17 protein-coding genes and 1 riboswitch are annotated in these 26,257 nt (G+C 37.8%); of the genes, 8 read left to right on the forward strand and 9 right to left on the reverse strand.

Translation table 11 applies throughout. From position 1 onward, the window contains the following. Positions 1 to 206 precede the first annotated feature (206 nt). The 5 genes from nadA to ACOVQ4_RS13635 all read left to right on the forward strand — a co-directional run bounded on the left by nadA (position 207) and on the right by ACOVQ4_RS13635 (position 8,709). Positions 207 to 1,196 carry a quinolinate synthase NadA gene (gene nadA / locus ACOVQ4_RS13615; protein WP_421821177.1) on the forward strand — a complete coding sequence of 330 codons (990 nt, stop codon included), beginning with the start codon at positions 207 to 209 and terminating at the stop codon, positions 1,194 to 1,196. A 439-nt stretch (positions 1,197 to 1,635) separates the two neighbouring features. Then, positions 1,636 to 3,264, forward strand: coding sequence for a tetratricopeptide repeat protein (locus ACOVQ4_RS13620; protein ID WP_421821178.1), 1,629 nt, complete (start codon positions 1,636 to 1,638; stop codon positions 3,262 to 3,264). A gap of 283 nt (positions 3,265 to 3,547) precedes the next feature. Further along, positions 3,548 to 6,256 (forward strand): TonB-dependent receptor domain-containing protein, encoded by a 2,709-nt coding sequence (locus ACOVQ4_RS13625; RefSeq protein WP_421821179.1) that lies wholly within the window; start codon positions 3,548 to 3,550, stop codon positions 6,254 to 6,256. Between the two features lie 20 nt (positions 6,257 to 6,276). After that, positions 6,277 to 7,524 carry a right-handed parallel beta-helix repeat-containing protein gene (locus ACOVQ4_RS13630; protein WP_421821180.1) on the forward strand — a complete coding sequence of 416 codons (1,248 nt, stop codon included), beginning with the start codon at positions 6,277 to 6,279 and terminating at the stop codon, positions 7,522 to 7,524. A gap of 138 nt (positions 7,525 to 7,662) precedes the next feature. Then, positions 7,663 to 8,709 (forward strand): phytase, encoded by a 1,047-nt coding sequence (locus ACOVQ4_RS13635; protein ID WP_421821181.1) that lies wholly within the window; start codon positions 7,663 to 7,665, stop codon positions 8,707 to 8,709. A 465-nt stretch (positions 8,710 to 9,174) separates the two neighbouring features. Here the strand turns inward: ACOVQ4_RS13635 and ACOVQ4_RS13640 are convergent, their stop codons facing one another. The 6 genes from ACOVQ4_RS13640 to ACOVQ4_RS13665 form a co-directional block, all read right to left on the reverse strand. Then, positions 9,175 to 11,847: an MGH1-like glycoside hydrolase domain-containing protein gene (locus ACOVQ4_RS13640; protein ID WP_421821182.1), complete on the reverse strand. Its 2,673-nt coding sequence runs from the start codon at positions 11,845 to 11,847 to the stop codon at positions 9,175 to 9,177. A gap of 225 nt (positions 11,848 to 12,072) precedes the next feature. Beyond that, positions 12,073 to 12,444, reverse strand: a complete 372-nt coding sequence (locus ACOVQ4_RS13645; protein WP_421821183.1) for a hypothetical protein — start codon at positions 12,442 to 12,444, stop codon at positions 12,073 to 12,075. Positions 12,445 to 12,963: 519 nt separating this feature from the next. Further along, on the reverse strand, positions 12,964 to 13,482 hold the full coding sequence (locus ACOVQ4_RS13650) for a PAS domain-containing protein (protein WP_421821184.1): 519 nt from the start codon (positions 13,480 to 13,482) through the stop codon (positions 12,964 to 12,966). Further along, entirely contained in the window at positions 13,463 to 13,687 is a 225-nt protein-coding gene (locus ACOVQ4_RS13655; RefSeq protein ID WP_421821185.1) for a cysteine-rich CWC family protein, read from the reverse strand. The genes ACOVQ4_RS13650 and ACOVQ4_RS13655 overlap by 20 nt, the downstream gene beginning before the upstream one ends. Then, positions 13,687 to 14,325: a diphthine--ammonia ligase gene (locus ACOVQ4_RS13660; RefSeq protein ID WP_421821186.1), complete on the reverse strand. Its 639-nt coding sequence runs from the start codon at positions 14,323 to 14,325 to the stop codon at positions 13,687 to 13,689. Before ACOVQ4_RS13660 ends, ACOVQ4_RS13655 begins: the two co-directional genes overlap by 1 nt. A gap of 133 nt (positions 14,326 to 14,458) precedes the next feature. After that, a complete protein-coding gene (locus ACOVQ4_RS13665; RefSeq protein ID WP_421821187.1) occupies positions 14,459 to 16,420 on the reverse strand; it encodes a TonB-dependent receptor plug domain-containing protein in 1,962 nt (653 codons plus the stop codon). A gap of 132 nt (positions 16,421 to 16,552) precedes the next feature. Next, positions 16,553 to 16,758, reverse strand: a riboswitch (cobalamin riboswitch). Between the two features lie 160 nt (positions 16,759 to 16,918). On the opposite strand from ACOVQ4_RS13665, the gene ACOVQ4_RS13670 reads away from it, so the two are divergent. Continuing rightward, positions 16,919 to 17,896, forward strand: coding sequence for a GSCFA domain-containing protein (locus tag ACOVQ4_RS13670; protein ID WP_421821188.1), 978 nt, complete (start codon positions 16,919 to 16,921; stop codon positions 17,894 to 17,896). 665 nt (positions 17,897 to 18,561) lie between these two features. On the opposite strand, the gene ACOVQ4_RS13675 is transcribed toward ACOVQ4_RS13670, so the two are convergent. From ACOVQ4_RS13675 to ACOVQ4_RS13685, 3 genes are all read right to left on the reverse strand, one after another. Continuing rightward, positions 18,562 to 19,518, reverse strand: a complete 957-nt coding sequence (locus ACOVQ4_RS13675; RefSeq protein WP_421821189.1) for a Hint domain-containing protein — start codon at positions 19,516 to 19,518, stop codon at positions 18,562 to 18,564. A 216-nt stretch (positions 19,519 to 19,734) separates the two neighbouring features. Continuing rightward, complete coding sequence (locus ACOVQ4_RS13680; protein WP_421821190.1) at positions 19,735 to 21,282, reverse strand: flavin monoamine oxidase family protein; 1,548 nt, start codon at positions 21,280 to 21,282, stop codon at positions 19,735 to 19,737. A 141-nt stretch (positions 21,283 to 21,423) separates the two neighbouring features. Continuing rightward, positions 21,424 to 22,596 carry a pyridoxal phosphate-dependent aminotransferase gene (locus ACOVQ4_RS13685; RefSeq protein ID WP_421821191.1) on the reverse strand — a complete coding sequence of 391 codons (1,173 nt, stop codon included), beginning with the start codon at positions 22,594 to 22,596 and terminating at the stop codon, positions 21,424 to 21,426. Positions 22,597 to 24,197: 1,601 nt separating this feature from the next. Between ACOVQ4_RS13685 and ACOVQ4_RS13690 the strand changes: the two genes are divergently transcribed. Together ACOVQ4_RS13690 and ACOVQ4_RS13695 are read left to right on the forward strand one after the other, a co-directional pair. Then, positions 24,198 to 24,740, forward strand: coding sequence for a YfiT family bacillithiol transferase (locus tag ACOVQ4_RS13690; RefSeq protein ID WP_421821192.1), 543 nt, complete (start codon positions 24,198 to 24,200; stop codon positions 24,738 to 24,740). A 179-nt stretch (positions 24,741 to 24,919) separates the two neighbouring features. Beyond that, positions 24,920 to 26,158, forward strand: a complete 1,239-nt coding sequence (locus ACOVQ4_RS13695) for a NupC/NupG family nucleoside CNT transporter (RefSeq protein ID WP_421821193.1) — start codon at positions 24,920 to 24,922, stop codon at positions 26,156 to 26,158. Positions 26,159 to 26,257 lie beyond the last annotated feature (99 nt).

Raw genomic sequence — 26,257 nt, forward strand, 5'->3', positions numbered from 1 at the left:
AAGATGCATGTCTCAACTCCGCTTGGTATAGCTCACAACTCCATGGTACTGGATAGCATGAAAAATAAAGTTAATGACATAGCTATAGTATTTATCATGAATTGATACTAATAACGTAAATACGGTTAATAAATAACCTCCTTTTATCTATCTATCAAAGTCCGATATAATTTTTTAACTAGACAACAATTCACCGATTAATAAAGATGAACTTACTAGACGAAGTAAATAAAGTAGGCTATGTGAGCCGTTCGGTACCTTTTAAGGGCACTGACTTAAAAGAAGAAATTTTAAAGCTCAAAAAGGAAAAAAATGCGGTAATCTTGGCTCACTATTATGTAGATGCCGAAATTCAAGATTTGGCCGACTTTTTGGGAGATAGTCTTGCCTTGGCACAAGCAGCCGAAAAGACAGATGCCGACATGATTGTATTTTGTGGCGTGCATTTTATGGGTGAGACAGCCAAAATTTTGAACCCTAACAAAAAAGTGGTTATCCCCGATTTTAATGCAGGTTGTTCATTGGCAGATTCTGCGCCAAAAGAGGAATTTGCTGCTTTCAAGGCGCAGTATCCCGAAGCTGTTGTGGTAAGTTATATCAACTGTACAGCTGACGTAAAAGCCATGACAGATATTATTTGTACTTCGTCGAACGCCCTTAAAGTAGTTGAATCAATTCCTGCTGATAAGCAAATTATTTTTGCACCAGACGCCAACTTGGGAAGATATGTAGCGAAAAAAACAGGTCGTGACCTTATCCTTTGGGATGGAGCTTGTATCGTTCACATCGATATTTCGTTAGAGAAATTGAAAAAAGTAAAGGAAGAAAATCCTAATGCTTTATTAATCGCTCACCCAGAATGTAAAGAAGTGATTCTTTCGCAAGCTGATTTTGTAGGCTCAACTACTGCTCTTTTAAATTTTGTAAAAGATTCTGATTACCAAGAGTTTATCGTAGCTACCGAAGCAGGTATTTTACATAAAATGAAGGAGTCTGTTCCAAACAAAAAGATTATTCCAGCTCCTGCCAACGAGAAAAACACTTGTGCCTGTTCAGAATGTCCATACATGAAAATGAATACCTTGGAAAAACTCTACAACGCGATGTTCTATGAGTTACCAGAAATTCAGGTAGCAGAAGACGTTCGTGAGCCAGCACTTAAGGCTTTGAAAGCTATGTTGGATATTAGTAAATAGAAATACTTTAGGACTTAGTCTATACAAGAATAGGGGCGCTGATGTGTCCCTATTCTTGTATAGACTTATATGGATTATGCCGTTAGAATTTGCAGATTTATCTGATTACTGGACAAAATTGAATATACTAGTTCAAGACTTAGTCTTGGACTCATTCTTTAACAGTTTGAAACTGTTTTTATAAAATTCAGTAGAAAAGTATAAAAACCTGAATCATACTTTATCGTTTTATCCAGTAATCAACAGACTTATATAAACACCACACAATCCCAAGAACCTTTTCAACAAATCACGACTTTTCCCTAACCCCACTTTGTGCCTCTGTGCCTTTGCCCCTAAACATCCCTCTTCATTAAATAATCATTAACAATATTATCTAGCTATTACGCTTTGGGAATCTTGGGGCAACTTTGTGCTGATTTTCAAATTTCCCTTTGATATGTTGTCTATAAAACTGCACGCCAAATTTCTGCTTGTCCTTTGGGCTTTGGGTATTGTACTTCATGGTTCGGCTCAAACCCTCGATAAAGATACTTTTTACAGTGAAATCCCTCATCCAGATACCAAACTGCTCAAGCTCAAAGCCCAATACAACTCGGCTGTCGAAAGACAACAAATGCTTGAGGCTGGACTGTACCTTCAACAAATGGGACAATTATGTTTTCATTTTGGGCATTATCCACAAGCTTTGGAGCTTCATTTACAAGCTAATAAGGTGTTGAAAAGCCAACAAAAGCCCCTACTTTTGGCTGATAACCTTTGCGACTTGGGACTTTTGTATTATTACCTCCGCAATCCCAATGCGGCTCAGCAACAATATCAGGAAGCTTTACAGATTTTTCAGAAACAAAAAGAACCAAGTGGAATCGCCAAAACTTATGGCCGTTTGGGACATTTGTATGAAAAGCAAGGGAAATATCCTTTGGCACTCGACTTTCAACGTAAAGCTATCAATGAATATCAAAAAGCTGGTAATCAGAGTGGTATTGCCAAAATTTATGAAAATTTAGGAAGTATTTTTGAAGATTTATCTCGGTATGACTCAGCCTATTTCTATTTCAACAAAGCCCTAACTGTCAACCAAATAGCTAAAGATGAATTGTCACAAATAGAAGTGCTCAATAATTTGGGAGATGTTTTAAGAAAAACGGGAAAAACCCAAGAGGGACTTAATTATTCGAGAAAAGCCCTATTGCTTTCACAATCACTTAAAGAAAAATATCAAGAAGCCAGTGCTTACAGAGATATATCGAGAGCCTTGCACGATTTAGGACGTAACGATAGTGCCTATTTCTATCTTGAACTGAGTCGGAAAATGACTATGGATATTTATTCCGAAAAAAGTATGCAGCAAATGGCTGTACTACAAGTGATGTATGATATTGCCAAAAAAAATGCAGAAATCGAACGTCTCGACCATGCCACCAAAACCAACCAAATTGTGGGTATTGCTGTAGCAGTGGTATTGGTTTTGTTAGGAAGCTTGGGCTTTGTGATTATGAGTCGCCAACGTATGAAAATTGCTAATGAATTACATCTTAACCAACAAAATCAAAAGGTATCCGAAACCGAACAGGCCTTGATGCAAGCGGCTTTGCGCAATCAGCAATTGGAGGAAGAGTACCTGAAAAATCAACTCGAAATCAAAACGCAAGAATTGAGCGCACACACTTTGCACGTCATTCAAAAAAATCAGCTTTTGCAAAAACTGTATTTGCGTTTGGAAGAGACGTTGAAAGATGACCGAAAAAATGTTTCAAAAAATCTGAAACAAATCATGCAGGAAATCCATCAAAGTTTTACCCACGATCACGATTGGGAGCACTTTCGTCATGTGTTTGAGCAGGTGCATCAAAGGTTTTTAGAAAAACTAAAATCTCATACCGAACAACTTACCTCCAACGATATTCGCTTGATTGCTTTACTCAAAATGAATCTTAATTCTGCCGAAATCGCCTCCTTATTAGGTGTATCACAAGATAGCTTGCGAGTGCTCAGATATCGTCTTCGCAAGAAGCTCAATTTGGCTCAAGGAGAAAATCTTTCTTCCTTTATTCAGTCTTTATAATTCAGAAACGTAACGTTAACAATTTGATAATGTAACGTTTTTAAAAACAAAAAATACTGATTTACAAATAGTTAAACGGATTAAATTCACGCTGTTGCTTTTTTGTTAACGCTCTTTGTAACGCTGTTTCCTTTTTGTAACGGCACAAATTTGCAAATCAAAATAGACTTGTCGCACCTTTGTCACAGCAAAAACAACGAGGCTCTCGATGCTCATCCGTATTCAAGTTAGGTCTCAATCGACAATTATGTGCAAATATTTTATAATGCTTTGGTGTTGCCTAATGGCACACATTGGATTTACGCAAAACTTTCAACTTCATGGCTCAGTTGCCGACCAACAAACAGGCGAACCGCTCGTTGGTGCTGTCGTAAGGGCTGTTCCACAAGGAGTTTATGATGTGGTGGGATTAGACGGAAACTTTCGTATCAAAGGACTCAAAAAAGGAACTCATACCATCAAAGTAAGCTATGTGGGTTATCAGTCTTTTGAGGAAACTATCGAAATTTCGCAACATACCAACCGCAAAATTCAGCTTAAACCTCATGCTAATCAGACACTCGAAGAAGTGGTGGTGTCGGCTAATAGTGATAAATCTTCTGAACTTGCCGCTCGCTCCGCCGAACGCAATGCGCTACAGTTGATGAATATCGTTTCGGGAAAAGCCATCGAAATTTCACCTGATTTAACGGTTGCCAACTTGGTACAACGTGTTTCGGGTATCTCAATCGAACGAAATAGCAATGGTGATGGGCAATACGCCATTATGCGTGGTATGGACAAACGCTATAATTATACTTTGGTCAATGGTATCAAAATTCCAAGTCCAGACAATAAATATCGCTATGTACCTTTAGATATATTCCCTTCCGAGCTGTTAGGTCGCTTAGAAGTAAGCAAATCTCTTACGCCCGACAAAGAAGGCGATGCAGTTGGTGGTGTAATCAACATGGTGATGAAAGAAGCACCGACACAACTAGAACTAAAAGCCAATTTGGCTACAGGATACAGCGAATTGTTTATGAATCGCTCATTTGACTCGATGAACAAAAGTTTGATTCACACCCAGTCACCGTATGAGGCCTATGGAAAAACGTATTCTGCTACGATACAGGATTTTGCGAAAGGGTTTTTAGATACAAAATCAGCTTCGCCTATGCCAAATATCGTTGCGGGTTTGTCGGCAGGCAACCGCTATATGCATAATCGTTTGGGGGTAATTTTGGCAGGAAGTTTCCAAAATACTTTCCGTGGTAGTAATAGTGATTTTTACAATTCTACTGTTTACGATACAGAAACAACTTCTCGAATTACTAGTTTGGCGCAACGTAATTACTCAGAGCAACAACAACGTTTGGGACTACATGCCAAACTAGATTTTGCCCTCAACTCACGTACTAAATTACAGTGGTACAATGCGTTTATGAATTTGCAAAACTGGCAGGTTCGCCAAACCAAAACTACTGATTTTTCTTCTGGTGGCTATGACCCTGTGGCAGGCAATGCTGGTCTAGGATTTTCGACTCGTTTAAGATATACTCGACAAAGTATTTTTAATTCAACTTTACAAGCTAAACACCAGTTAGCAACAAACCTTTCAGTGAACTGGTCGGCTGTGTATTCTTTGGCAACCAATGCTGTACCAGAAAATACTAGTGTGAATTTTTTAGGAAAAAGAGAAAAATTTGTTGAAACACTTACCTATCCAACTGAAAGCGCTCGTCGTTGGGAACATAACAACGACCAAGATATAGCGCTTTATGCAAATGTAAATTACCTATTCAAAGGCATTGATTGGAGTGCTGGTGGTTTGTTTAGAACCAAGCAACGAGATAATTTTTATAACAACTATATCTTTAAACCTATTAATCCTTTTGCCCTTTATCAAACAGATTACAAGCAATATAGCGATTTGTCTTGGTCTCTGGAAAACCCTCGTGGTACGGTAGCATCGGCACTTAATTACAAAGCTTCCGAGCAAATAGGAGCAGCGTATGTTATGGGAAAATGGAGCTCAAAAGAGTGGCAAATCATCACAGGAGTTCGTGCCGAGCATACTTCGCAGGGATATGATATGCTATATCCTTTGGGCGAGCTTCGTCCATCTGGCACGCAAGATTATTGGGATATTTTGCCAAGCATTCACACAAAATATGCTTTGGAGCATAATCAAAACTTACGTTTCTCTTATTTCCGTTCTATCAATCGCCCAGGATTTTTTGAAATTGTGCCGGGGAAAATTGTCAACGAAGAATACCAAGAACGTGGTAATCCAGACCTAAAACGTGCTGTTGCCGACAACATTGATTTCCGTTATGAGTATTTTCCTAATGCCTCAGACCAATTGATGGCTGGTGTTTTTTATAAAAATATTCAGAATCCTATTGAATATACATTGCAAGTGGACGAAACCCGTGGACAAGATGTGTTTTATACCCCAGGCAATTTTGGAACAGCTCAGAACTATGGCTTGGAATTGGATGTGATTAAAAACTTCCAAAACTTTGGCTTCAAAGCCAACTACACCTATACCAACTCAAACATTACGACCAAGAAGATGATTCGTATTCGTAATGCCCAAGGCAACCTAGAGCCTCGTAGCGTTGACCAAACTCGTCCGATGTATGGGCAGTCGGCACATGTAGGAAATCTATCTGTTTTTTATAAAGATGGTAAAAAAGGCATTGACGCACAATTGGCAGCTTCGTATACGGGCGAGCGTATCAACACCGTATCTCAATTTTTGAACAATGACCTTTGGCAAGAAGCTTTTATCCAAATGGATGCTTCTATCGAAAAAAATATAGGGAAACATTGGACGATTTTTGTTAAGGCTAATAACCTTTTAAACACACCAATGCGTGTTTTTATCAAAAATAGCAATCCTGTAAACTCGTCTATTCCAGAACAATCAAACCTTAGTAACAAAACTTTAATTCGACAAGACTATTATCAACGCAGCTATTTATTAGGCTTGCGCTTCAAACTTTAATTCTAATTTTTACAAAAAACATGAAAACTTCAAGCATTTTAGCAAGTGTCTTGTTGCTGGCATCGCTATGCACAAGCTGTACAAAAGACAACTCAGATCCAAAGCCAGAGGAACAAACTGTAGCGGGCGAAGTATCGGGTACATGGAAAAAAGGAAGCATTATTCAAGTAACTGGCGACATTATTGTGCCTGCGGGAAAAACGCTAAGCATCGAAGAAGGAGTAACCGTGGTGATGGACACAACGGCAAAGCCTGAAATTATCGTTAATGGTAACTTATATGCTACAGGTAATGCGAGTAATCCAGTCAAATTTACGGTTCCAGAAACGGCTCGTACCACAAAATACAAATTTGGTAAGCTTTGGGGTGGAATTTTGGCTAGCAAAACTTGTGCTGAATTAGTGTTAGACAATGTTATCTTAGAATATGGTGGTGCTACCACTACAGAAGCTTCTACTTCGGTAAAATTAGGTTTATATAAAGCGGCTAGTGGCGAAAACGTGCCAGCGCTTTGGTATTCAAATGTATCAGGTAAATTGGTGGTGGTTAATAGCATTTTCCGCAATTTCAATGAAGACTGTACTTATTTAGAAGGTGGAAGTATTATTTTCTCAAATAATAAATTCTATACTACAGGTGTTACAGGTGGCGAAGCTATCAATATCAAATCGGGCTGTATTGCTGATGTGGCTTATAATTTGGTTTACAGTACCAACACCAACGCTCTTAAACTATCAAACTCAGGCGACCGTACTCCACAAGCATACGTGGTAGCTTACAACAATACCTTGTTAAACACAGGCTGGAGACGCCCAACCATCAAAGGCGGTTCTATCTGGATCGAGGCTAGTGTGCGTGCTGATTTGTACAACAACCTATTGGCTAATTGTCGTTTCGGTATCAAACGTGATGTGAAAAAACCAGAAGATTCTCGTTCGGTGATTCAAAACAACTTGTACTATGGCTATAATCAAACGACGGTAGATCAGTTCCAACCAACAGCCGAAATCGCATCGGGCACAAACGAAATCCGTGGTACAAAGGCGGGAGATAACGATCCAAAGTTTGCGAACTACCCCTTATCAACCGATGTCATGAACGCCGATTACAATAGCTCATGGGATTTCTCGTTATTATCAGGCTCGGCTGCTTTGAACAAGGGTATCACTACCTTTACGCGTAATTTCAAAACAGGTATTACGGCCAACGGCAAAACATACACTTCCCCAGAACCAGCTAATTATATTGGTGCTTTTGGTGGGAAGTAGATTAATAATGAAGTGAACAGGCACATAGGTGCAAAGGCACAAAGGGTGTGGAGTTTTATAAAAGCTTCATTAATTTAAAAATACTTTGTCACTTTATGCCTTTGCGCCTGTTCACTTTGAACAAAACCAACTTATTTCATGAAACTTCTCTTTAAATTATTATCCTTGAGCTTGATTGTTTCGACTATTGAGAATGCTTGTGCTCAAACGATTATTAAACCCGTTGTTATTACTGATTCAGTTAAGCATGATACCGACGATCCTGCTATTTGGATAAACCCTCAAAACCCAAGCAAAAGCTTAATTATTGGTACCGATAAAAATCAGGATGGAGCGTTGTTTGTCTTTGATTTACAGGGAAAAATCCAGTCAGACAAAGTAGTGAGAGGACTGAAGCGTCCTAATAATGTAGATATAGAATATGGTTTAAAAATTGGAGGAAAAAAAGTAGATATCGCCGTTACTACCGAGCGAATGAATCATCAGTTGCGTATTTATTCATTGCCCGACATGAAGCCTATCGACAATGGTGGAATTCCAATGTTTGAAGGTGAAACAGGAACAGAATTCCGTGATTTGATGGGGATAGCTTTGTACAAAACTCCTGAAGGGAAAATCTATGCTATGGTAGGTCGTAAAAACGGCCCTACAACAGGCGGATATATCTGGCAATATGAATTATCGGATAATGGTAAAGGACAAGTAAAAGCTACTTTTATTCGAAAATTTGGTACTTATAGTGGTAAAAAAGAAATTGAATCCATTGCAGTTGATGATGCCTTAGGCTATGTCTATTATTCGGACGAAGGTATCGGCGTAAGAAAATACTATGCCGAACCCTCAAAAGGCGACCAAGAATTGGCTTTGTTTGCTACAACAGGTTTCTCAGAAGACCACGAAGGAATTTCGATTTATCAAACATCCGCTCGTAAAGGCTATATTCTTGTCTCCGACCAAGGAGCCAATCAATTTCATATTTTCCCAAGAGAAGGTTCTGCGAAAAATCCTAACGAGCATCCTGAGCTCAAGGTAGTAAAAGTCGAAGCCAAACAAAGTGATGGTTCTGACGTTACAGCAGTACCCTTGAATAAAACCTTCAAAAAAGGGTTATTCGTCGTGATGAGCGATGATAAAACTTTTCATTTCTATCGCTGGGAAGATATTGCTGGAAAGGACTTAAAATAATCTTTAAGTTTCTTCAACAGAGCATAATTTAACGTTTATTCCGTAGGAGTACAAAATTAGTTTGAGTTGTCGGTCTATAGGTATTTATATTTTCTTCTAAGAATGAAATCTTCTCGAATTTTGACAATGGGGTAATGTTTTAACCGTATATTCAAAAGGCGTTCGAAAATCTAATTTCGAACGCCTTTTTTGATACTCTATTTCGAATCATCCCGATTTAGACGCAATGCTTGTAACATAAAAAATCACTAAATTCTGGATGATTCATGATTTGATGACATATTATTAAGGTTGTACGAAGGATTATAAAACTGTTTATTTCGGATATCCGATGTTGAATTTCGGAAGTGTATTTTGCTATATTTTGTTAAAAATAAAGTCGTTTTACTTTATTTCCGAAATCAGAAATCCGCAATTGTTGGAAATCCTCCGTACAGTTCTAATATACTAAAGACCTTTTCCTACTTATAAAATCTCTTTTATTTCTGCCTTATTTGCCTCATTTACCATCAAAATCAACTCTGCCACTAGGCCTGTCCAACCTGTTTGGTGTGCCGCGCCTAGCCCTTTGCCATCATCACCATGGAAATACTCGTAAAATAACACTAAATCCTTGAAATGAGGGTCAGTTTGCATTTTTTCGTAATTGGCATACATAGGGCGTTTTCCGTTTTCATCAGTTCTAAAGATTTTGATTAAACGTTCTGCCAAACTCAAAGCGGCTTGTTTGATGCTCACCATGTTGCCCGAATTGGTCGGATATTCTACTTCGTAATCATTTCCATAATAGGATTGGAATTTCAACAAGGAGTCAATCAATAAGAAGTTCATTGGCATCCAGATAGGACCACGCCAGTTGGAGTTACCCCCAAACATACTTCCTGTAGACTCGGCTGGTGTGTAATCTACTCTGAATACCTCGTTGTGTACACGGAACTGATACGGATTTTCGAGATGATATTTTGACAATGAACGAACGCCATGTTCTGACAAAAATTCATTTTCGTCAAACATCTTTTTCATAATCATCTTCATTCGGTGACCACGCAAGATGGCCAACAAACGGTTTTCACCCTTGCCTGGCTCATACCAACGCGAAATCAAACCTGCTAAGTCTGGTCGGTTGGCCAAAACCCAATCCACGCGACGTTTGAAATCTGGAAGTTTTTCCAACATTTCTGGTGTAAGAATTTCTACAGCAAAAAGTGGAATTAACCCTACCATCGAGCGGATTTTCAGCAACATACTTTGCGAGTTAGGCAAATGTAGCATATCATAATAAAACTGGTCTTCTTCATCCCAAAGGCTAATTTCTGAACCACCCAACATTTGCATAGCACCTGCAATGTGTAAGAAGTGTTCAAAAAACTTAGAAGCCATATCTTGATATACAGGGCGCTCAACTGCAATTTCGCAGGCAATACGAAGCATATTCAAGCTATACATCGCCATCCAGCCTGTACCATCGGCTTGCTCGAGGCGTCCGCCTGTTGGTAAAGTTGCCGAGCGGTCAAATACCCCAATATTATCCATTCCAAGGAAACCACCACCAAAGATATTATTACCACCTTCGTCTTTGAGGTTTACCCACCAAGTAAAGTTGAGGAGTAATTTATGAAAAACGCGCTCAAGGAATTTGACATCCCCTACCCCATTCATTTCTTTATCTATCTCATATACACGCCACGTTGCCCAAGCATGTACAGGAGGGTTCACATCCGAAAACGACCATTCGTATGCCGGAATTTGTCCGTTAGGGTGCATATAATACTCACGTAAAACTACCGCAAGCTGGCGTTTTGCAAAATCGGGGTCGAGTCTTGCCAATGGAATCGTATGGAAGGCCAAATCCCATGCAGCAAACCAAGGGTATTCCCATTTGTCGGGCATCGAAAGAATATTGGCTGCGTACATGTGTCGCCAACCTGAATTTCGACCAAACTTACGGTGTTCTGAAGGTTTTGGCATAGAAGGATCACCTTTAATCCATTCGTTGACATTGTAGTAATACCATTGCTTTGTCCACAACATACCAGCATAAGCTTGACGCTGAATTGAACGCAACTCTGGGTCTTCTACCCCTCCTTGCAACTCATCATAAAACTGATTTGCTTCACGAATACGCTTGTCCATAATATCCTCAAAGCCTCCAAAAGGCTCTGAAATAGAGTGGTCAGATAAACGTAAACGAACGGTTACACTTTCGCCAGCCTTCACCACACGCGTGTAACGAGCCGAAGCCTTGGTACCAATATTGTTTGGATTGACCGCTGCTTTGTTTTTATTGACAATATACTCGTTGATACCATCTTTGGTGTACTGAGTGTTATTGGCTACTCCATGCAGACGCTGAAAGTTGGTTTCGTTATCACAGAACAATAATTCATCTGCTTTTTCACAATACAACTTATAATGCCCCACACTTTTATTATCTACTTCAATAGCCTTGTTGGACACCCCCGTCAACATTGGCTTATATTTGAAATTTTCGTAGCCCCAACACCATGTATTCCTAAACCAAATAGTTGGTAATAAGGTAATTGGTGCAGGCTTATTACTACGGTTGTGCGCCGTAATTTTTACTAATATATCTTGTTCGTCCGACTTGGCGTATTCGATAAAAACATCAAAATACTCATCGTTATCAAAAATGCCAGTGTCTAACAATTCATATTCAGGTTCTAATCTTGAGCGTTTACGGCTTTCGTCTACTAATTTTGAATAAGGAAATGCAGCAATAGGATATTTATACAGCATTTTCATATACGAGTGCGTAGGTGTCGAGTCAAGATAATAATATAACTCTTTTACATCCTCACCGTGGTTCGATTCATTTCCTGTTAGACCAAAGAATCTTTCCTTCAAAATATGGTCATTATGATTCCACAAAGCAAGCGCAAAACAGATATACGATTTGTTATCCGAAATACCACCTATCCCCTCTTCGCCCCAACGATAGGCTTTTGAGCGAGCCATGTCGTGCGTTACATTATTCCAAGCATCTTGATTAGGAGAATAATCTTCTCGCACGGTTCCCCATTGACGATCAGACAGATAGGGACCCCATTTTTTCCATCCTTTATTATCAGCACGGGTTCTTAGTCTTAGCTTCTCAGCACTTACTACAACTTTACTCATAAATTTTTTAATTTCGGGATATAACTAACTTCTATCTCGCTAAAAGCTAGTGGTGTTATGGTATAATTAAAATGATTAGTTCAAAGTCTGTTGCAAGAATTTGCTCATTGTGCGCAAAAGATTGCAAATCTTTTCAAAGATAAAAAAAATGCCTCAACCTTCTAAAGGTTGAGGCGTTTTAATCTATTGTTATAACTAATTTTACAAGTTTTTTAGCAAATAAGCCTATTTGATTCTTGGTACATTTTTTCGCCTAAATACATGTAAGATAAAGGTTTTCCCATCTTTTATTTCTTCGTAGGTATCCACTAATTCCCATCCTTGACGATCCATCAAGTTAAAAATATCTACTTTACTATTAAAAAATAACGGTTTTCGATTTGCGTCGGTCACCTCCTGTTCACGAGGGGAAGTACCTTGTCCATAATCCAGAAAAACAGATAGCTTGGTTGCAAGCCATGCTTTTTCGGCTTTTATTGTGATATAATTCACATTTCGGATAGCATTTAATGATTGGCCGTTTACATAGATTGTCTGAGCTTTGGCAAACACAAGTCCTAAGAGCCAAAAGCAAAAGGCAAGCACAATTTTTTTCATTGCTGGTAGGGTTATTACGATTAACGGGTTTTGTCTAAGTATTTTAGGAAGATTTAGAAAACGTTTTACTTCTTGAACAATATTCCTTTGAGTTCGGCTTCAAAAACTTCGAATAGCTCAGTACAAATTAGGTTACAAGTTAGAATTTTCTTCAGTTTTTACAAGAAACTTTTATAATTTTCGTAAGTTTTGATGTCGAATCTGGTGTAAAAAATAAAAGACCGAACGTTTTTCGGGGGGCGTTCGGTCTTTTCTCTGTTAAAGTTTACAATTCGATAGCATGAGATGAATTATTAACTTATTACAAAATTGGTAATAATTACTCATAAATAAAATAAGTATTAATACTTATTTAGATAAATAAATGTTTTTAACAAAACGTCATAATTGCGTCTTAAGCCAAGTTAGCTACAGCACAGAAGTATGAAAAAAGCGGCCGAAAATTGTTTCTCAACCGCTTTTTTAATCAAATATATAGCATCATCCTACTTCAAAATTCTGGATAACTTGTGTCAATCATCAAACAATCTCTTCCTCAAAAGCTATGAAATTAACGAGTTTTTGTTGCTCGTTAAAAATAGGTTCTATCCGAACATCACACCAATAAGGTTCGCCATCTTTGCGATAGTTGATAAGTTTTCCTTCAAACTTTTTTTCTTCCAACAAACAAGCCTTAATAGCTGACCTTGTAAGTGGGTCGGTTTCTTTTCCTTGTAAAAAACTTGGTTTTTTTCCCAGAGCTTCTTGTACTTGGTAGCCAGTCATGTTGGCAAAACCATGATTTACCCACTGAATGGTTTGCTGCCTATTGGTAATTACTACGGCATGTTGAGGGTCTTGAATAAATTCTCTGAAATGATACAAATCAAAATCCCATTTTTGTACATGTGCCATTCTACTCACACACTCATATTCATGTTGCAATGCATCGCTGAGTCTTGCAGGGCGACGCATAAATTCCATACCAGTCAAAATTGGCATCGAGTTATTTACACTTGAGAAAGTGTCGCAGAAGGTTTTAGGACTGAGCTGCATCATGGTCTTTAAAATGGGTTTTAATGAGAGACTTTATACAAGTGTTGCACAAACATTGTCCTTGGTATTGATTTAAACTCAACTGTCTCAATTGTTGAGTTTGTTCAAAGTTTAATGTTAGTTGTTGACAATCGCAATGCGCTATCTCGTCAACTTTACATTGAAATGGTTGTTGGCAACGTGGACAATGAATTTGTATTTTCAACATTATATCAATGATAACTCTAAAAAATGATAATTGTTATGAATTAATTTTTCTCTTTGAATTACTTCAATGGGATATTGAAACAAGGGGCAATCTAATACTACAGTGTGGAACTCTCCGTTTTCGCCACAAACATCCACTCCCCGAGCTTCCAAATCTTCTACTGTTTTGGCATCCATAATTCTTCCTAAAAAAGATGCGCCCAAAGTATCATTACAAGATACAATCATGGTTTTTATCCCTGACTCAATCATCGTAAATACTAATTCCTTACGGTTCTTTTTCCAAAGTGGCAAGTGACAGTTGAGCTGAGCCTCGGCACAAACTTTTTCTTCCCATTCACGATGCGGCTGTAGATCTATATCTCCAAAAACGGCATCTGTCAATTGGTATTCATTAGTCAGCGACTTGAGACGTGCGATGTATTTTTCGGTATAATTGTCCCAAGAGGTACTAATTGTAACACTTGGACAGCCAATAGCCTTGGCTTGAGCATCCAGAATAGCTGGGCTCAAACCATGCGAACGTGAGCGGTCGCCCCATTCGTTAAGTGTTGTAAAAATGACGGTAGGTCGTTGATTCATTTGCATTAAAGCAAAACAAGAATCCTTACCACCAGACCAAGAGCAAAGGAGGTTCATTTTTTGAGGGTAAAGGCACTAGGCAAGAGGCACTAGTGGCATAATTACTGGATGTAAAATTCCTAAGCATTAAACAATGCTATCTTATTCTAACTAAAAACTATTGCCTCTTGCCTAATGCCTAGTGCCTATTTTAAAACAGCAAACTCAACCCAATACTTGCATTGAATCGGCGGGTTTGGTAGCCTGTAATTTCTACAAATTGGGTATTCAATATATTTCTTAAATCAGCGTATGCTTTGATTTTTGAATTGATGCGATATTCACCATATACATCTAATAATTGATACGCATCCAAGTCTACATTGATAGATTTGAATTGGTCATTGTCATAATAGGTATCTTTGCGAGTACCTACGCCTCTCAAAGTTGAACTCACATATAATTTTGAAGTAGCCTGATAACCCAAACTCAAGGTAAAGGCATTTTCTGGACGACGAATCAAATTTTTATAAGTCGTGTCTTTTCCTGCCACTTTGGTTGTTAGCTCGCCAATTTGGTGCGTATAGGTAGCCGAAAGATTAAACTTGCCTAACTGTGCTTGAGCATCCAACTCTAAACCTTTACTTGCTTGCTTGTTAAAATTAACATACTTGCCATACGGCGCAGTACTAATTGACTGAAAAATAATCACATCATTGATGGTTGTATTGAAATACACCGCTCGAAAATAGGATTGTTGATTATTGCTAAACAACTGAAAACCGCCTTCTTGCGTGAATGACTTTTCAGGATTCAAGGCTGTATTGCCATAAGGAGAATACAATTGATACAACGTTGGCGACTTGAAACTTGAGTAGAAGTTGGCTAATACTTTTAAGTTTTTACCCAATAAATAATAAGGATTGAGCGTGTAGGTAAAATTATTTCCGTACAAAGAATGATGATTGTAACGACCACCCGCTTCAGCGCCAAAACCACCCAAATTATTCAAAGTAAACGAGGTATAACCACTCACCTGATTTACATTGGCTAAGGCATCGCTCAATGGCGCATCTTCATAAGGGCCCCAATCGCTGATAGACAAATACGTTTGGTTCATTTTCTGAGTGCGATATTCTGCACCGACCAACCAAGTTATATTTTTACCCAAACTCCAACTACCATATAATTCGGCATAGTTGGTTTTGGCACCATAATTACTCGCCGAATACTTATCATAGGCATCAGGAGCCACATAGTTAGAATCGTTGATATAGCTACGTTTGAGGTCGTTGTAATGGTAATTGGCCACTAATTTGCCTCCTCCTACAAAATACTCCGCACCTACTCCTATCTGTGTGCTTCGGCTATTTGCTACAAAATCTTTGTCGTCGCTAAACGCCCCATTATCAATGTCGGCACGATAAGTTTCGTTTGTTACAAAAACTTTGGTTGTAAGGTTTTCTCCAAATTTTTGCTGAAACTGAGCACGAAACGCATCTTGATTAAAGGCATCTTTTTCGTTCAGATTATCATCTTTTTTATTGGCTGCTTGCGAAATTCCTTTTGAGTACAACTTGGTATATGCCACAGCATAACTCGAATTTTTACTCAATGTACCACTTAAATTCAGTGCACCCTTCCATGTACCATAACTGCCTCCCGAAAGGTTAGCTTGTGCGCTAAACGGCTTATTATCAGCTTTTTTACGAATAATATTAATAACGCCTCCTACAGCATCCGAGCCGTAAAGGGTGGATTGTCCGCCTTTCAAAATCTCAATTCTTTCGATTTGGTCGATTGAAATAACGTTTAAGTCAAAATAATTACCAATCGTAGAAGGGTCATTTAATGGAATGCCATCCATCAACAACAAAGCATAGCCATTACTTAAGCCTCGTATACTAACTTCTTGGTTTGCCCCAAGTGTTAGTTGAGAGCCTACTACCTGCATACCTACTTGCTGATTGAGGAGCTCTCCAAGTGATTTGCCTACATTCCGCTCCAAAATTTCTTTGGAAATAACGGTTAAAACTTTTCCTGTCTGTAATTGTTTTTGAGGTACTTTATTGGCCGTAACTACAACTTCGTTAAGGTTTGTTACCTTGTTTTGAGCCATACTCAGGCTTGCCATACAAAGTAATCCAGAACAGAAAAATAAAGATTTAAACATTGATTTGATAATTGTTTTCTAGCTAAATATCAATTCCTAAACCTAAAAAATAGGTTTGATGATTGGATATAAAAGAATAGAAAATGAACAGAAAAGCGAACGCTCAGCAACAATTCATCCACCGTAAATTGTACCAAGAATAGATAAAAGGCAGGTCTCCTGACTTGTTTCATCGACTTCGAGCCTTCCCGCCGCAAGGGCAGTGGCCATGAAGATTGAATTCGACACAAAACGAAACTTACAGTTGCGGGGACAGTTTAGGCTTTTCACCTAATTCCCTATTAAGCTTTGACACTTCCAAGATTTGAAGCATAAAGCACCTATATCTACCACAAAGGTAGTAAATTGTGATTGAGGGAATTAGAGAATTCTGAATTCTTTTCAATTTTAGAATCCTATTTTATGACTATCTGGGTATTCGTTAAACAGGTTTTAAAAACTATCAAAGCCTAAATTGCTTAACTTTACCTTTACAAAATATTTTGTCAAAATTGCCCTATGGAATTCAGAACGCCAATAAATATAGAAAAATCGCCCTTTCAAATACAACTTCAATCCAAGATATTGACAGTCGGTTCATGCTTTGCACAAGTTATTGGACAAAAGCTTGAGGAAAACAAAATTGCCACAGATGTGAACCCTTTTGGGACTTTGTTTAACCCCATGTCTATTTTCAAACTTTTGAATCCTGGCTATCAAAACGTCGACGAGCGGCTGTTTGTGCAACACCAGCAAACATGGTTTCACTATGATTTTCACTCACAGTTTTTTGCAACTCAACAAGCGTCTTTAAAGGAATTATTGAATCATAACCTAGCAAAAATTCAGATTCAGCAATATGATTTCTTGGTTTTGACTTTCGGAACTGCATTTGTACATCAGCTCAAAGCTACGCCAAGCTATGTAGCCAATTGTCATAAAATGCCTGCAAGTTTATTCGAAAAGGACTTATTGAGTGTGAAGGATATTTGTAAAAAATTCGCCGAGATACACAAAGCCATTAGTGAGTTGAACCCTTCTTTAAGAATCATTATTACCGTTTCGCCAGTGCGACATACCAAAGAAGGACTGGCCGAAAATCAATTATCTAAATCAATTCTTCGAACTGCGTGCCATTATCTCAGTACTGATTATGAAAATGTTACGTATTTTCCATCCTACGAAATCATGATAGACGACCTCCGTGATTATCGTTTTTACAAAGCCGACATGATTCATCCGAATGAAGTGGCGGAGCAATATATTTTTGAGCAGTTCGTAAAAACCTATTTCTCAGATGATTTACAAGCTTTTTTGCCCAAATGGCAACAAATTAAAAAAGCTTTGACTCACAAACCTTTCGATATTACATCAGAGGCACATCAGAAGTTTTTAAAAAATGTATTAAAGCAATTAGAGGTAATAGAAAACCAAGTAGATATATCGGCAGAGAAACAGCAGATTTTGGCGCAAATCGTGAAAGAGATTAATCGTTAACGGTATATTCGCTATCTGTATTGACAAAACTTGAAGGAGAATTTCAACACTCTCTCAATAGAAAATTACTCAATAAAAAAGCCCCAGTGGTTAGCTGGGGCTTATCAGAGCTTCAAAGTTAAATAGTTGTTTTGAGTTTAGTAAATTAATCAAATTGGTACTTTCATAGTTTGTCACTTACGGTGACCCTAAAATTTTATCATTTTAAAATTCGCTCTGAAAATATCTTTAAGATTTTGGCTTATTAAAGCTGCAATCTGTTGTTTCAATTATTATTATAAAATCTTCAATAGATTGTTTTTGGATATTGCTAACTGATTAGCTTTACAAAGGTAAAAGCATTTTTTGAATAAAATATAATTTTAACAATTTTTTTTTAAACAAAATAAACAAAATCTTCTATTTACTCTTTTTATACCAAAAACAAATCTTGGATTAGTACCAAAAAGTATTTTATCTAAAAAAGCAATTTCAAGTCTTTAATTAGCTTAAAAAAACGCCCGAAAGGCATATATTGCCACATCTAAAAAAAATAAATCCTTTCCCTAGAAGAGAAAGGATTTAAAAATTATCCAAAAACAATCTCAAAAAAATTAAGTCCCTTTCGGTAGGCTTAATATTTCGGCTGAAGGTCGAAACCTTCGGTGTGCATTAAACCATTTCACTTATTTTTCTAATACCACGATAGAATTCACGAGGTATTTATCATTAGCGGTACGAAGGTTATAGACCTTTTCGACCGTACGATAGTCTGAATTAGTTGAAAATACTTTATAGCGATTAAAAGTATGCATATCGCTATTGTACATCAACACTTGTTCACCTACTTTTAAATTTCCTAATTTGGCATGCCCCGTAGTAGTAAGCACAGGATGATTGGCTGTACCTTCCAATTCGGTTAATTGAAAAAGTGGTTGTGTTGAAGCAAAAGCTTGGTCTTCGGCGTCGCTCAATAATACTTTTACAATGCCAAAAGACTTATGGTCGTGCTCGATTACTTCATCTACAAGCGTTGTTTCGGCTTTGTTGGTTAGGGTGTTGTAAGACATCACAAACTCACCAGCTTTTACGTCGGCAATAGACTTTTGGGCACCATCAGCCATAGTTACAGTGGCTGTCTCAGGAAAACAATATTCGTATTTATCTTCTGCGCCATGCTCAGCGCCCGAAGCGCCCCCTGTAAATTCTTTTGCTAATACAAAAGCTACACAAGAAGAAAATCCAGATACGGCTTTTTCACCATCTTTTAGGTCATCGATATATTTGCCCCAAACTTCTTTTTCGGCCATCGGATTGGGCACTACTAAGTTGATTTTTTTGCCATCTTTAGGCGTTGTAAAAACCATCAAAGAGCCCATTTCCTTCATTTCGGCAGTTTCTAAGACTTTGTATAAATATATACGACGCTCTTTTCCATCTGAGAATTTGAAGATGTATGGTGGGTTGCTGTTATCCAATACATAAGCTCCCTCTTTAATATATGTATCCTTGTCAGGATTTTTGACTGCAATTTTCTTAAGCGCATCATAATCAACATTTTTGATTCCCACTTTAGCTACTTCTTGAGCCTTGGCGAAAAGAGTTGAGCAAACTAAACCAAATACTAACAATACTTTTTTCATACTGAATAATTTTAATCTTCAATAAGGAGGTGCTTGAAATAATAACAAGTAGGTAGAGAATCTATCTCTCTACAAATAAGCTCCTACACCGAAAGAGTATGTGATACTTATTTGAAATACAGCCTTATTAAATCAAAATTATTTTATAATTATAAATATAATAAATTATTGATTATCAAAGAAAAGTATGTCAAATTTTTTAAAATAATTTTAAAATTATGATGCATTTACACGACGGTGAATTTGTTCTACCACGGCCTTAGCCGATTCGAGAGCTCCTGCCATCCATGCTGTCAGGTGAGTAGTATGCTCTCCTGCCATGTAAATCTCATCGTCGGGCTTAATCAAGGCTGGATACAATCTTTTGCGTTGTGCATCGGTATATTCAGCCCAACCGCCTTGCGAATAAGGTATTTTTTGCCATGCCAACGAAAAGGAACTTTCAAATTCGGTAGCATACTGCGGGTGAATTTTACTTCCTTGCTCCAAAGCCGCTTTTTCTCGTTCGGCAATAGATAAATTACCCATTTTTACGGCTCGGTCATGGAAATTATAATAGCCTTTCAACAAACCTTTTTTACCCATAAAATTATAGGAAGGATAAAAAATTTGAGTAATATCCATATTGGTTCGAGAAATACCTCCAAATATTTTATCGTCTTCTTCCCAGAATCTGCGCTTGAACTGCAATCCAATTTTACCTGTATTCATGTAAGAAGTAAAATCTATGGCACGACGGATATCCGAAGAAAAGTCAGTCTGTATATTACGTAATACAGGCAACGGAATTGTACAAATACAATAATCTGCTTTAAGTTCCTTTTCCTGTCCAACTTTATCTTTATATACTACACGAACGCCTGGTTGGGTTTTTCGAATTTCTTTTACTTCTGTTTGATATTGTATTTTTCCTTCAAGACGCTTTGCAAATTCATACGGAATTGCATCCATACCACCAAAAGGCTGTAACATAACTGGCTGCTGATTGAAAGTATATTCGCTTACATTCGAAAATGCGGGGTGAAACAACCCTCCTGCAATAATATCATGTAACGAGTGAGGTTCTGCCAATTGTGGGATTTGGTCGCCATACCCACCCTGATGCAAATATCCGTGTCGTTCGGAGCCTTTGTACTTTTTGGTAATATCCAAATCACATTCCTCTTTCAGATATGCAATAAGCTTGTCGATATCCTCTTTGGTCAAATCTTGGTCTAGGGCTTTTTGGTCAGCCGCCTTTGCCAATAATTCTCCTGTGTACCCACGAACGTCGGCATGTATTTCACGAATTTTTACTCGTTTGTTTGCCAAAGGGCCTGTTCCATTATCGCTGTAGTAATAAGCACCCTCGTTCATATTCATAAATATCTCGAGCGGAATATTAAACTCACGACAGTAATGGAGCGTAGTTTCGTGGTTGTGTGGGATACGTGCCGCACCGCCGTTTAAGTAAAGTCCTTTATCGAATTGAGCCGTTTGTGCCGAACCTCCTATTTCAGTTTCTGTGGTGCCACCTCTTACCGTCCAAACACGTCCACCTGGGCGACTGCGTGCTTCTAGAACTGTAACCTGATAGCCTAATTTTGTTAATTCATAAGCCGAACACAAGCCAGCTAAGCCAGCTCCAAGGATAATAATTTTTTTATCGGTCTTTCCTCTTTGCAAATCCAAGGGTTGTGAATTTGCTTCTGGAATCATTCCTAAGCCTAATAATGTTAAATAGCTAGCAGCACCTGTTCTTTCTATAAAATCTCTTCTCGTCATAATGTTATGGCTTAATAATTGAAATGCTTGATTTGTATTTTGCTGATAAACAAACTTTGATTTTTTGTTAGAAAAAAATAGTAAAAATAAGAAAATCAAATAGTTGCTCAACAATCCAAATCGATGACTTTTATCAATTATCTAAGAGGCGATTTTCGAGAAAGCATCCGTAAAGGCCTTCATTTCGTCCATGGTTCCAATAGAAACACGACACCAGTGTTGGCGGTCAAATTCCCATCTTCTTACCATAACGCCCTCGGCCATGAGTTTACTCATGAGGTCTTGCCCTTTCATTTTGATTGGAAACAATACAAAGTTGGCTGAAGAAGGCACATAGCTATATCCTGCTTTTGTCAAGAAATCATAAAGATATTTCTTTGACTCCGCAGTATTTGTTAAGGTCAATTGTTGGAAATCTGTATCTTTCAAAGCCGCAATTGCTGCTGCAAAAGAAGGAACCGAAATATCAAAACCACCAGAGCAATACGGTGCAATTGTCTTTAGGATTTCGGGTTTGGCAATGGCATAACCTACACGCAAACCAGCAAAAGCATAGAGCTTGGACATGGTACGCAAAATCAATACATTTTTACCTGCAAGGATTGATGCCACCATACAATCTGTTTTGGGGTTTTTGGCATAATCAATATAAGCCTCATCAACTAATACAGGGGTTTTGTCAGAGACTTTATTGATAAAAGCCGTTAGTTGGTCGGCTGGCAAAATCGCCCCAGTTGGGTTATTAGGATTTGTGATATATACCAAGCTTTGAGAGCCATTCAAGCGACCCGCAATTGCATCCAAATCGTATTGATAATCCTTAGTCAATGGCACTTTTTCCATTGGGATTTTTTCTTCATTACCCGAAATATAACATGGGTCACCACAGATAATCTTGCCTTTCAAGCCATAAGCTACCATCGATGCAGTCAACAACTCAGAAGAACCCGCACCCAATAAAATATGGTTTTCAGGTACGCCTTCTTTTTCGGCAATCAACTTAATCAAGGCCGAGCGGCTTTGCATACCATAGCGATTGGACGCGCCAACTGCCTCAATCAAGGCCTCTTTGGTTTTTGCAGAAGGTCCCCAAGGATTTTCATTCGCACCCAAACGAGCCTTCATTACCACAGGAGGATTAATTCCTACAAAAGAATTTTCTAACTGAAAATCTGGCGACAAACTCATTTGTAACTCTCTTCTCACAGTTGGGTTTGCTTGTGCACGTTGAATGTAGGTTGAAGCAGCGGTCAAACCTGCGGTAGCTATAAGACTTTTTTTGAGCCAATCACGGCGATTGATATTGAATGACATGATAAGACGTTGTTTTTGAAGTGATTTAAGTAATGATAGTCTATTTATGAAAAGTGTACGCAGTGATTTAACTTTTGGTTGCGAGAGAATTCTAGAAAGTCGAATGAGCAAAAACACGCGAAGGACGCCCTTCTAGAATACTCACAAACAACATGAACAAGCATTAGGCTATTATCCACGCGCCAAAATAGGCACCTATGGCAGCCAACAACATTTTAAGGTAGTCTGAGAGTTTGAGTACTGTTTTCATATCACGTCTTAGTTAGTAGTGAAACAAAGGATAAAGTACGGCTCTAGCTTGTTGATTATAAATTGATAGTTAAGGGAAAAAAATGAAACAGTATATAGCACTTTTTCAATAATACAAATTTATCAATAATTACAAAAACTACATTAAAATTTATCTATTTTTTAATAAATTTTTACAAAAATTAATAAAATAGGTTTACAAAAAGACTAATAACCTTTTCATTTATGTAAAAATACAAAAAATAGGAACAAATTAAAACCTTTCGTAAAAGATATTTCCAAGAGACAAAAAAGAGTAATTATTGTATTATTTCAATAAATATTTGACTCGATTACCCAATTAGTAGCATTAGATAAGATACAATAAATAAACGTATGCGGGTCATACAATCTCAGTGTAAAGGCAAACCTCTCATTTCGGCTCAAAAAGGAATAGAACATCATGTAAAACAAAAAGACCTGTAAAATACAACTTCACAGGTCTATTAACTATAAAGCTCGGCAAAAGCTGATAAGATTGTAATCAAGTAAAATCTAAAAATTGGATACGGGTCCAGATGATGATTCCTATCACCTGTCATGAACAAGGCATTGCATGTTATCAGCAAAGGAATATCGCTGTGTTTGGAAAACGATGGCATTACTTATTAAGCACTAACCAAGGTCAACAAAACAAATAACATAATTAATACCACTGGAGGTAGTTTGTCTAAATGTTTCATAACTTGTTTTTTTAAGGGTGAATAATGAGTTTAATATAGGTATCAATGGGAAATTCTATCAAATACATATCAGTGAGAGCGGAGATGGGCTCCTCCAAGCTGATGAATACTTTTATAAATTGAAGCGATTTTGGGATTGTTTGAGGCAACTAAACTGGTCTAAGAAATAATACTTAGTAGATAAATTTTATTGAATTTACACCTTTCTTAAATCAGTATTATATTTTGTGTTTTTGGAAAAAGCTTACACTATTTTACAAAAAATTTCTAAAAAACAAAATATAATTTTAAAATTTTCGCCATTTTTCAACTTTTTCTTTTAACAAGAGCATACATCTTTTTCGAAAATTTAACTATTCAAAGAATTTATAAAACATATCCATTTGAGGGTTTTCTTCATATCAGGATTATCAAAATCATACGAACTTCAAAACAACTATGAGCATTTGTACTCAATCAAGTATACCCAAAGATTGAAATCCTTAGACTATGATTTTATTGAAGCCATTCATAAATGACCTAATACTTAATTTTTCGGTTTAGTTGAGCTATTTTACAACTGAAATTGATAAATTAGGGAAAGCTTCTATCCTAGAAGACCTTCCATTCGTTATAAACCATTTTTACCTTATGCAAAAAGAAGATATAGAATTACTAAAATATCCGATTGGACAATTTGAAAAACCCCATGAAATAACAGAGTCTATCTTGGCAGAATGGATTCTTGACATTAAAAGATTACCACAACAGCTTGCTGACGCAGCTGAAGGCCTCAACAAAGAACAACTGGCAACACCTTATCGCCCTGATGGCTGGACAGTCAGACAAACGGTACACCACGTGGCCGACTCGCATATCAATGCATATACCAGATTCAAGCTAGCCCTTACCGAAGATATCCCTACCATTAGACCCTACGAGGAACAACTTTGGGCGGAGCTATCTGATGGCAAAAACGCTCCTATCGAATGGTCGTTGACTTTATTAGAAGCACTACACCTGAGATGGGGAATGTTATTAGAAAATATGACTAAGGCCGATTTTAATAAACAATTATATCACCCAGCTACACGCCATACTAATCCGTTGAGTGTAATGACTGGTATGTATTCGTGGCACGGCCGACACCATGTAGCGCACATCTTGGAGCTACGCAAACGAATGAATTGGTAAAAACAGAATAAGGGCAATACAAATTATTTCTTCAGGAATTTTCTGGCCAAAAAGGTCATTTGAGCTCTATCGCCTATATATTCGTATAGGTTTAGAAGTTTTTTTCCTATCTTTACCTGTTTTTGCAAAATTCATCAACTATAAAACTAAGCACTAATCTCGGTCTAATTACATAAAACATGGAACGCTTTACAGGACTAATCGGAGTTGTATTGATACTAGGAATCGCCTATTTGATGTCGAACAACCGAAAGGCAATCAACTACCGTACAGTTGGTGTGGGACTAGGTTTACAAGCCTCACTAGCTATTTTTATTTTAAAAACAGACCTTGGTCAAAACATTTTCCAATGGCTCGGCGAAAAAATCAAACGCCTATTAGAAATGTCAGACAAAGGTGCCGAGTTTGTATTTAGTCCATTAGTAAAGCAAGAGCTTTTGGGTAAAGTATTCGGTCCAGAAAATGGATTTATTTTCTTTTTTAAAGTTGTACCTACCATCATCTTTGTGGCAGTATTGGTAAATATCCTCTATCATATTGGTTTGATGCAGCGTGTAGTTGCGGTAATGGCCAAAGGTATGAAGTGGTTGATGGGAGTAAGTGGTGCCGAAGCAGTTTCAAACGTAGCAAGTACGTTTGTTGGGCAGGTAGAAGCTCAAATTATGATTAAACCCTACCTCAAAGGCATGACCAACTCGGAGCTTTTGGCTTCGATGACAGGTAGTTTTGCTTGTATTGCAGGTGGTGTAATGGCTACTTACATTGCTTTGGGCGTACCAGCACAGTATCTTTTGGCAGCAAGTATTATGGCAGCACCAGGAGCTTTGGTGATTTCGAAAATCGTAATGCCTGAAACAGAAGAGTCAGAAACCCAAGGTGTGGTAAAATTAAAGGTTGAAAAAGCACACGTCAACCTCGTGGATGCTATTGCTGGTGGTGCTAGTGACGGTTTGAAAGTGGGTATGAACGTAATCGCGATGCTGATTGGTTTTATTGCTTTAATCGCATTGTTGGATTTAATTTTAGGTAAAATTGGATTCATGGTCGGTTTACCTGAGCTAAGTTTCAACTTTATTTTAGGTAAATTATTTGCCATTTTTGCATGGGCGATGGGTGTTCCGTCCAAAGATATCGAAGCGGCAGGCGCTCTGATGGGTACCAAAATGGTGGTAAATGAATTTGTAGCCTATCTGGATTTGATTAAACAAGAACATACGCTTGCCCCTAAAACAATTGCCATTACCAGCTTTGCTCTTTGTGGTTTTGCCAACTTTAGCTCCGTGGCTATCCAAATCGGAGGTATTGGTGAACTAGCTCCGAGTCGTCGTTCGGACCTAGCAAAATTAGGATTCAAGGCATTGATTTGTGGAACATTAGCAAGTTATTTGTCGGCAACGCTAGCTGGTCTTTTGTTGTAAAAGGAAGTTATTAGTTAACAGTAGATCAGTTACTGGCATAGAGTATATTTAGGAATTGTGTAGCATTAGATTTGATTTATAAGTTTAGGCACAAGGCAA

This window comes from Flectobacillus sp., from assembly GCF_049240685.1.
GTDB lineage: Bacteria > Bacteroidota > Bacteroidia > Cytophagales > Spirosomataceae > Flectobacillus.

Bases quoted from the DNA above. Each gene is read 5' to 3' on its own strand.
- nadA (WP_421821177.1), top strand. From the start codon at position 207: ATGAACTTACTAGACGAAGTAAATAAAGTAGGCTATGTGAGCCGTTCG.
- ACOVQ4_RS13620 (WP_421821178.1), top strand. From the start codon at position 1,636: ATGTTGTCTATAAAACTGCACGCCAAATTTCTGCTTGTCCTTTGGGCT.
- ACOVQ4_RS13625 (WP_421821179.1), top strand. From the start codon at position 3,548: ATGGCACACATTGGATTTACGCAAAACTTTCAACTTCATGGCTCAGTT.
- ACOVQ4_RS13630 (WP_421821180.1), top strand. From the start codon at position 6,277: ATGAAAACTTCAAGCATTTTAGCAAGTGTCTTGTTGCTGGCATCGCTA.
- ACOVQ4_RS13635 (WP_421821181.1), top strand. From the start codon at position 7,663: ATGAAACTTCTCTTTAAATTATTATCCTTGAGCTTGATTGTTTCGACT.
- ACOVQ4_RS13640 (WP_421821182.1), bottom strand. From the start codon at position 11,847: ATGAGTAAAGTTGTAGTAAGTGCTGAGAAGCTAAGACTAAGAACCCGT.
- ACOVQ4_RS13645 (WP_421821183.1), bottom strand. From the start codon at position 12,444: ATGAAAAAAATTGTGCTTGCCTTTTGCTTTTGGCTCTTAGGACTTGTG.
- ACOVQ4_RS13650 (WP_421821184.1), bottom strand. From the start codon at position 13,482: ATGATGCAGCTCAGTCCTAAAACCTTCTGCGACACTTTCTCAAGTGTA.
- ACOVQ4_RS13655 (WP_421821185.1), bottom strand. From the start codon at position 13,687: ATGTTGAAAATACAAATTCATTGTCCACGTTGCCAACAACCATTTCAA.
- ACOVQ4_RS13660 (WP_421821186.1), bottom strand. From the start codon at position 14,325: ATGAACCTCCTTTGCTCTTGGTCTGGTGGTAAGGATTCTTGTTTTGCT.
- ACOVQ4_RS13665 (WP_421821187.1), bottom strand. From the start codon at position 16,420: ATGTTTAAATCTTTATTTTTCTGTTCTGGATTACTTTGTATGGCAAGC.
- ACOVQ4_RS13670 (WP_421821188.1), top strand. From the start codon at position 16,919: ATGGAATTCAGAACGCCAATAAATATAGAAAAATCGCCCTTTCAAATA.
- ACOVQ4_RS13675 (WP_421821189.1), bottom strand. From the start codon at position 19,518: ATGAAAAAAGTATTGTTAGTATTTGGTTTAGTTTGCTCAACTCTTTTC.
- ACOVQ4_RS13680 (WP_421821190.1), bottom strand. From the start codon at position 21,282: ATGACGAGAAGAGATTTTATAGAAAGAACAGGTGCTGCTAGCTATTTA.
- ACOVQ4_RS13685 (WP_421821191.1), bottom strand. From the start codon at position 22,596: ATGTCATTCAATATCAATCGCCGTGATTGGCTCAAAAAAAGTCTTATA.
- ACOVQ4_RS13690 (WP_421821192.1), top strand. From the start codon at position 24,198: ATGCAAAAAGAAGATATAGAATTACTAAAATATCCGATTGGACAATTT.
- ACOVQ4_RS13695 (WP_421821193.1), top strand. From the start codon at position 24,920: ATGGAACGCTTTACAGGACTAATCGGAGTTGTATTGATACTAGGAATC.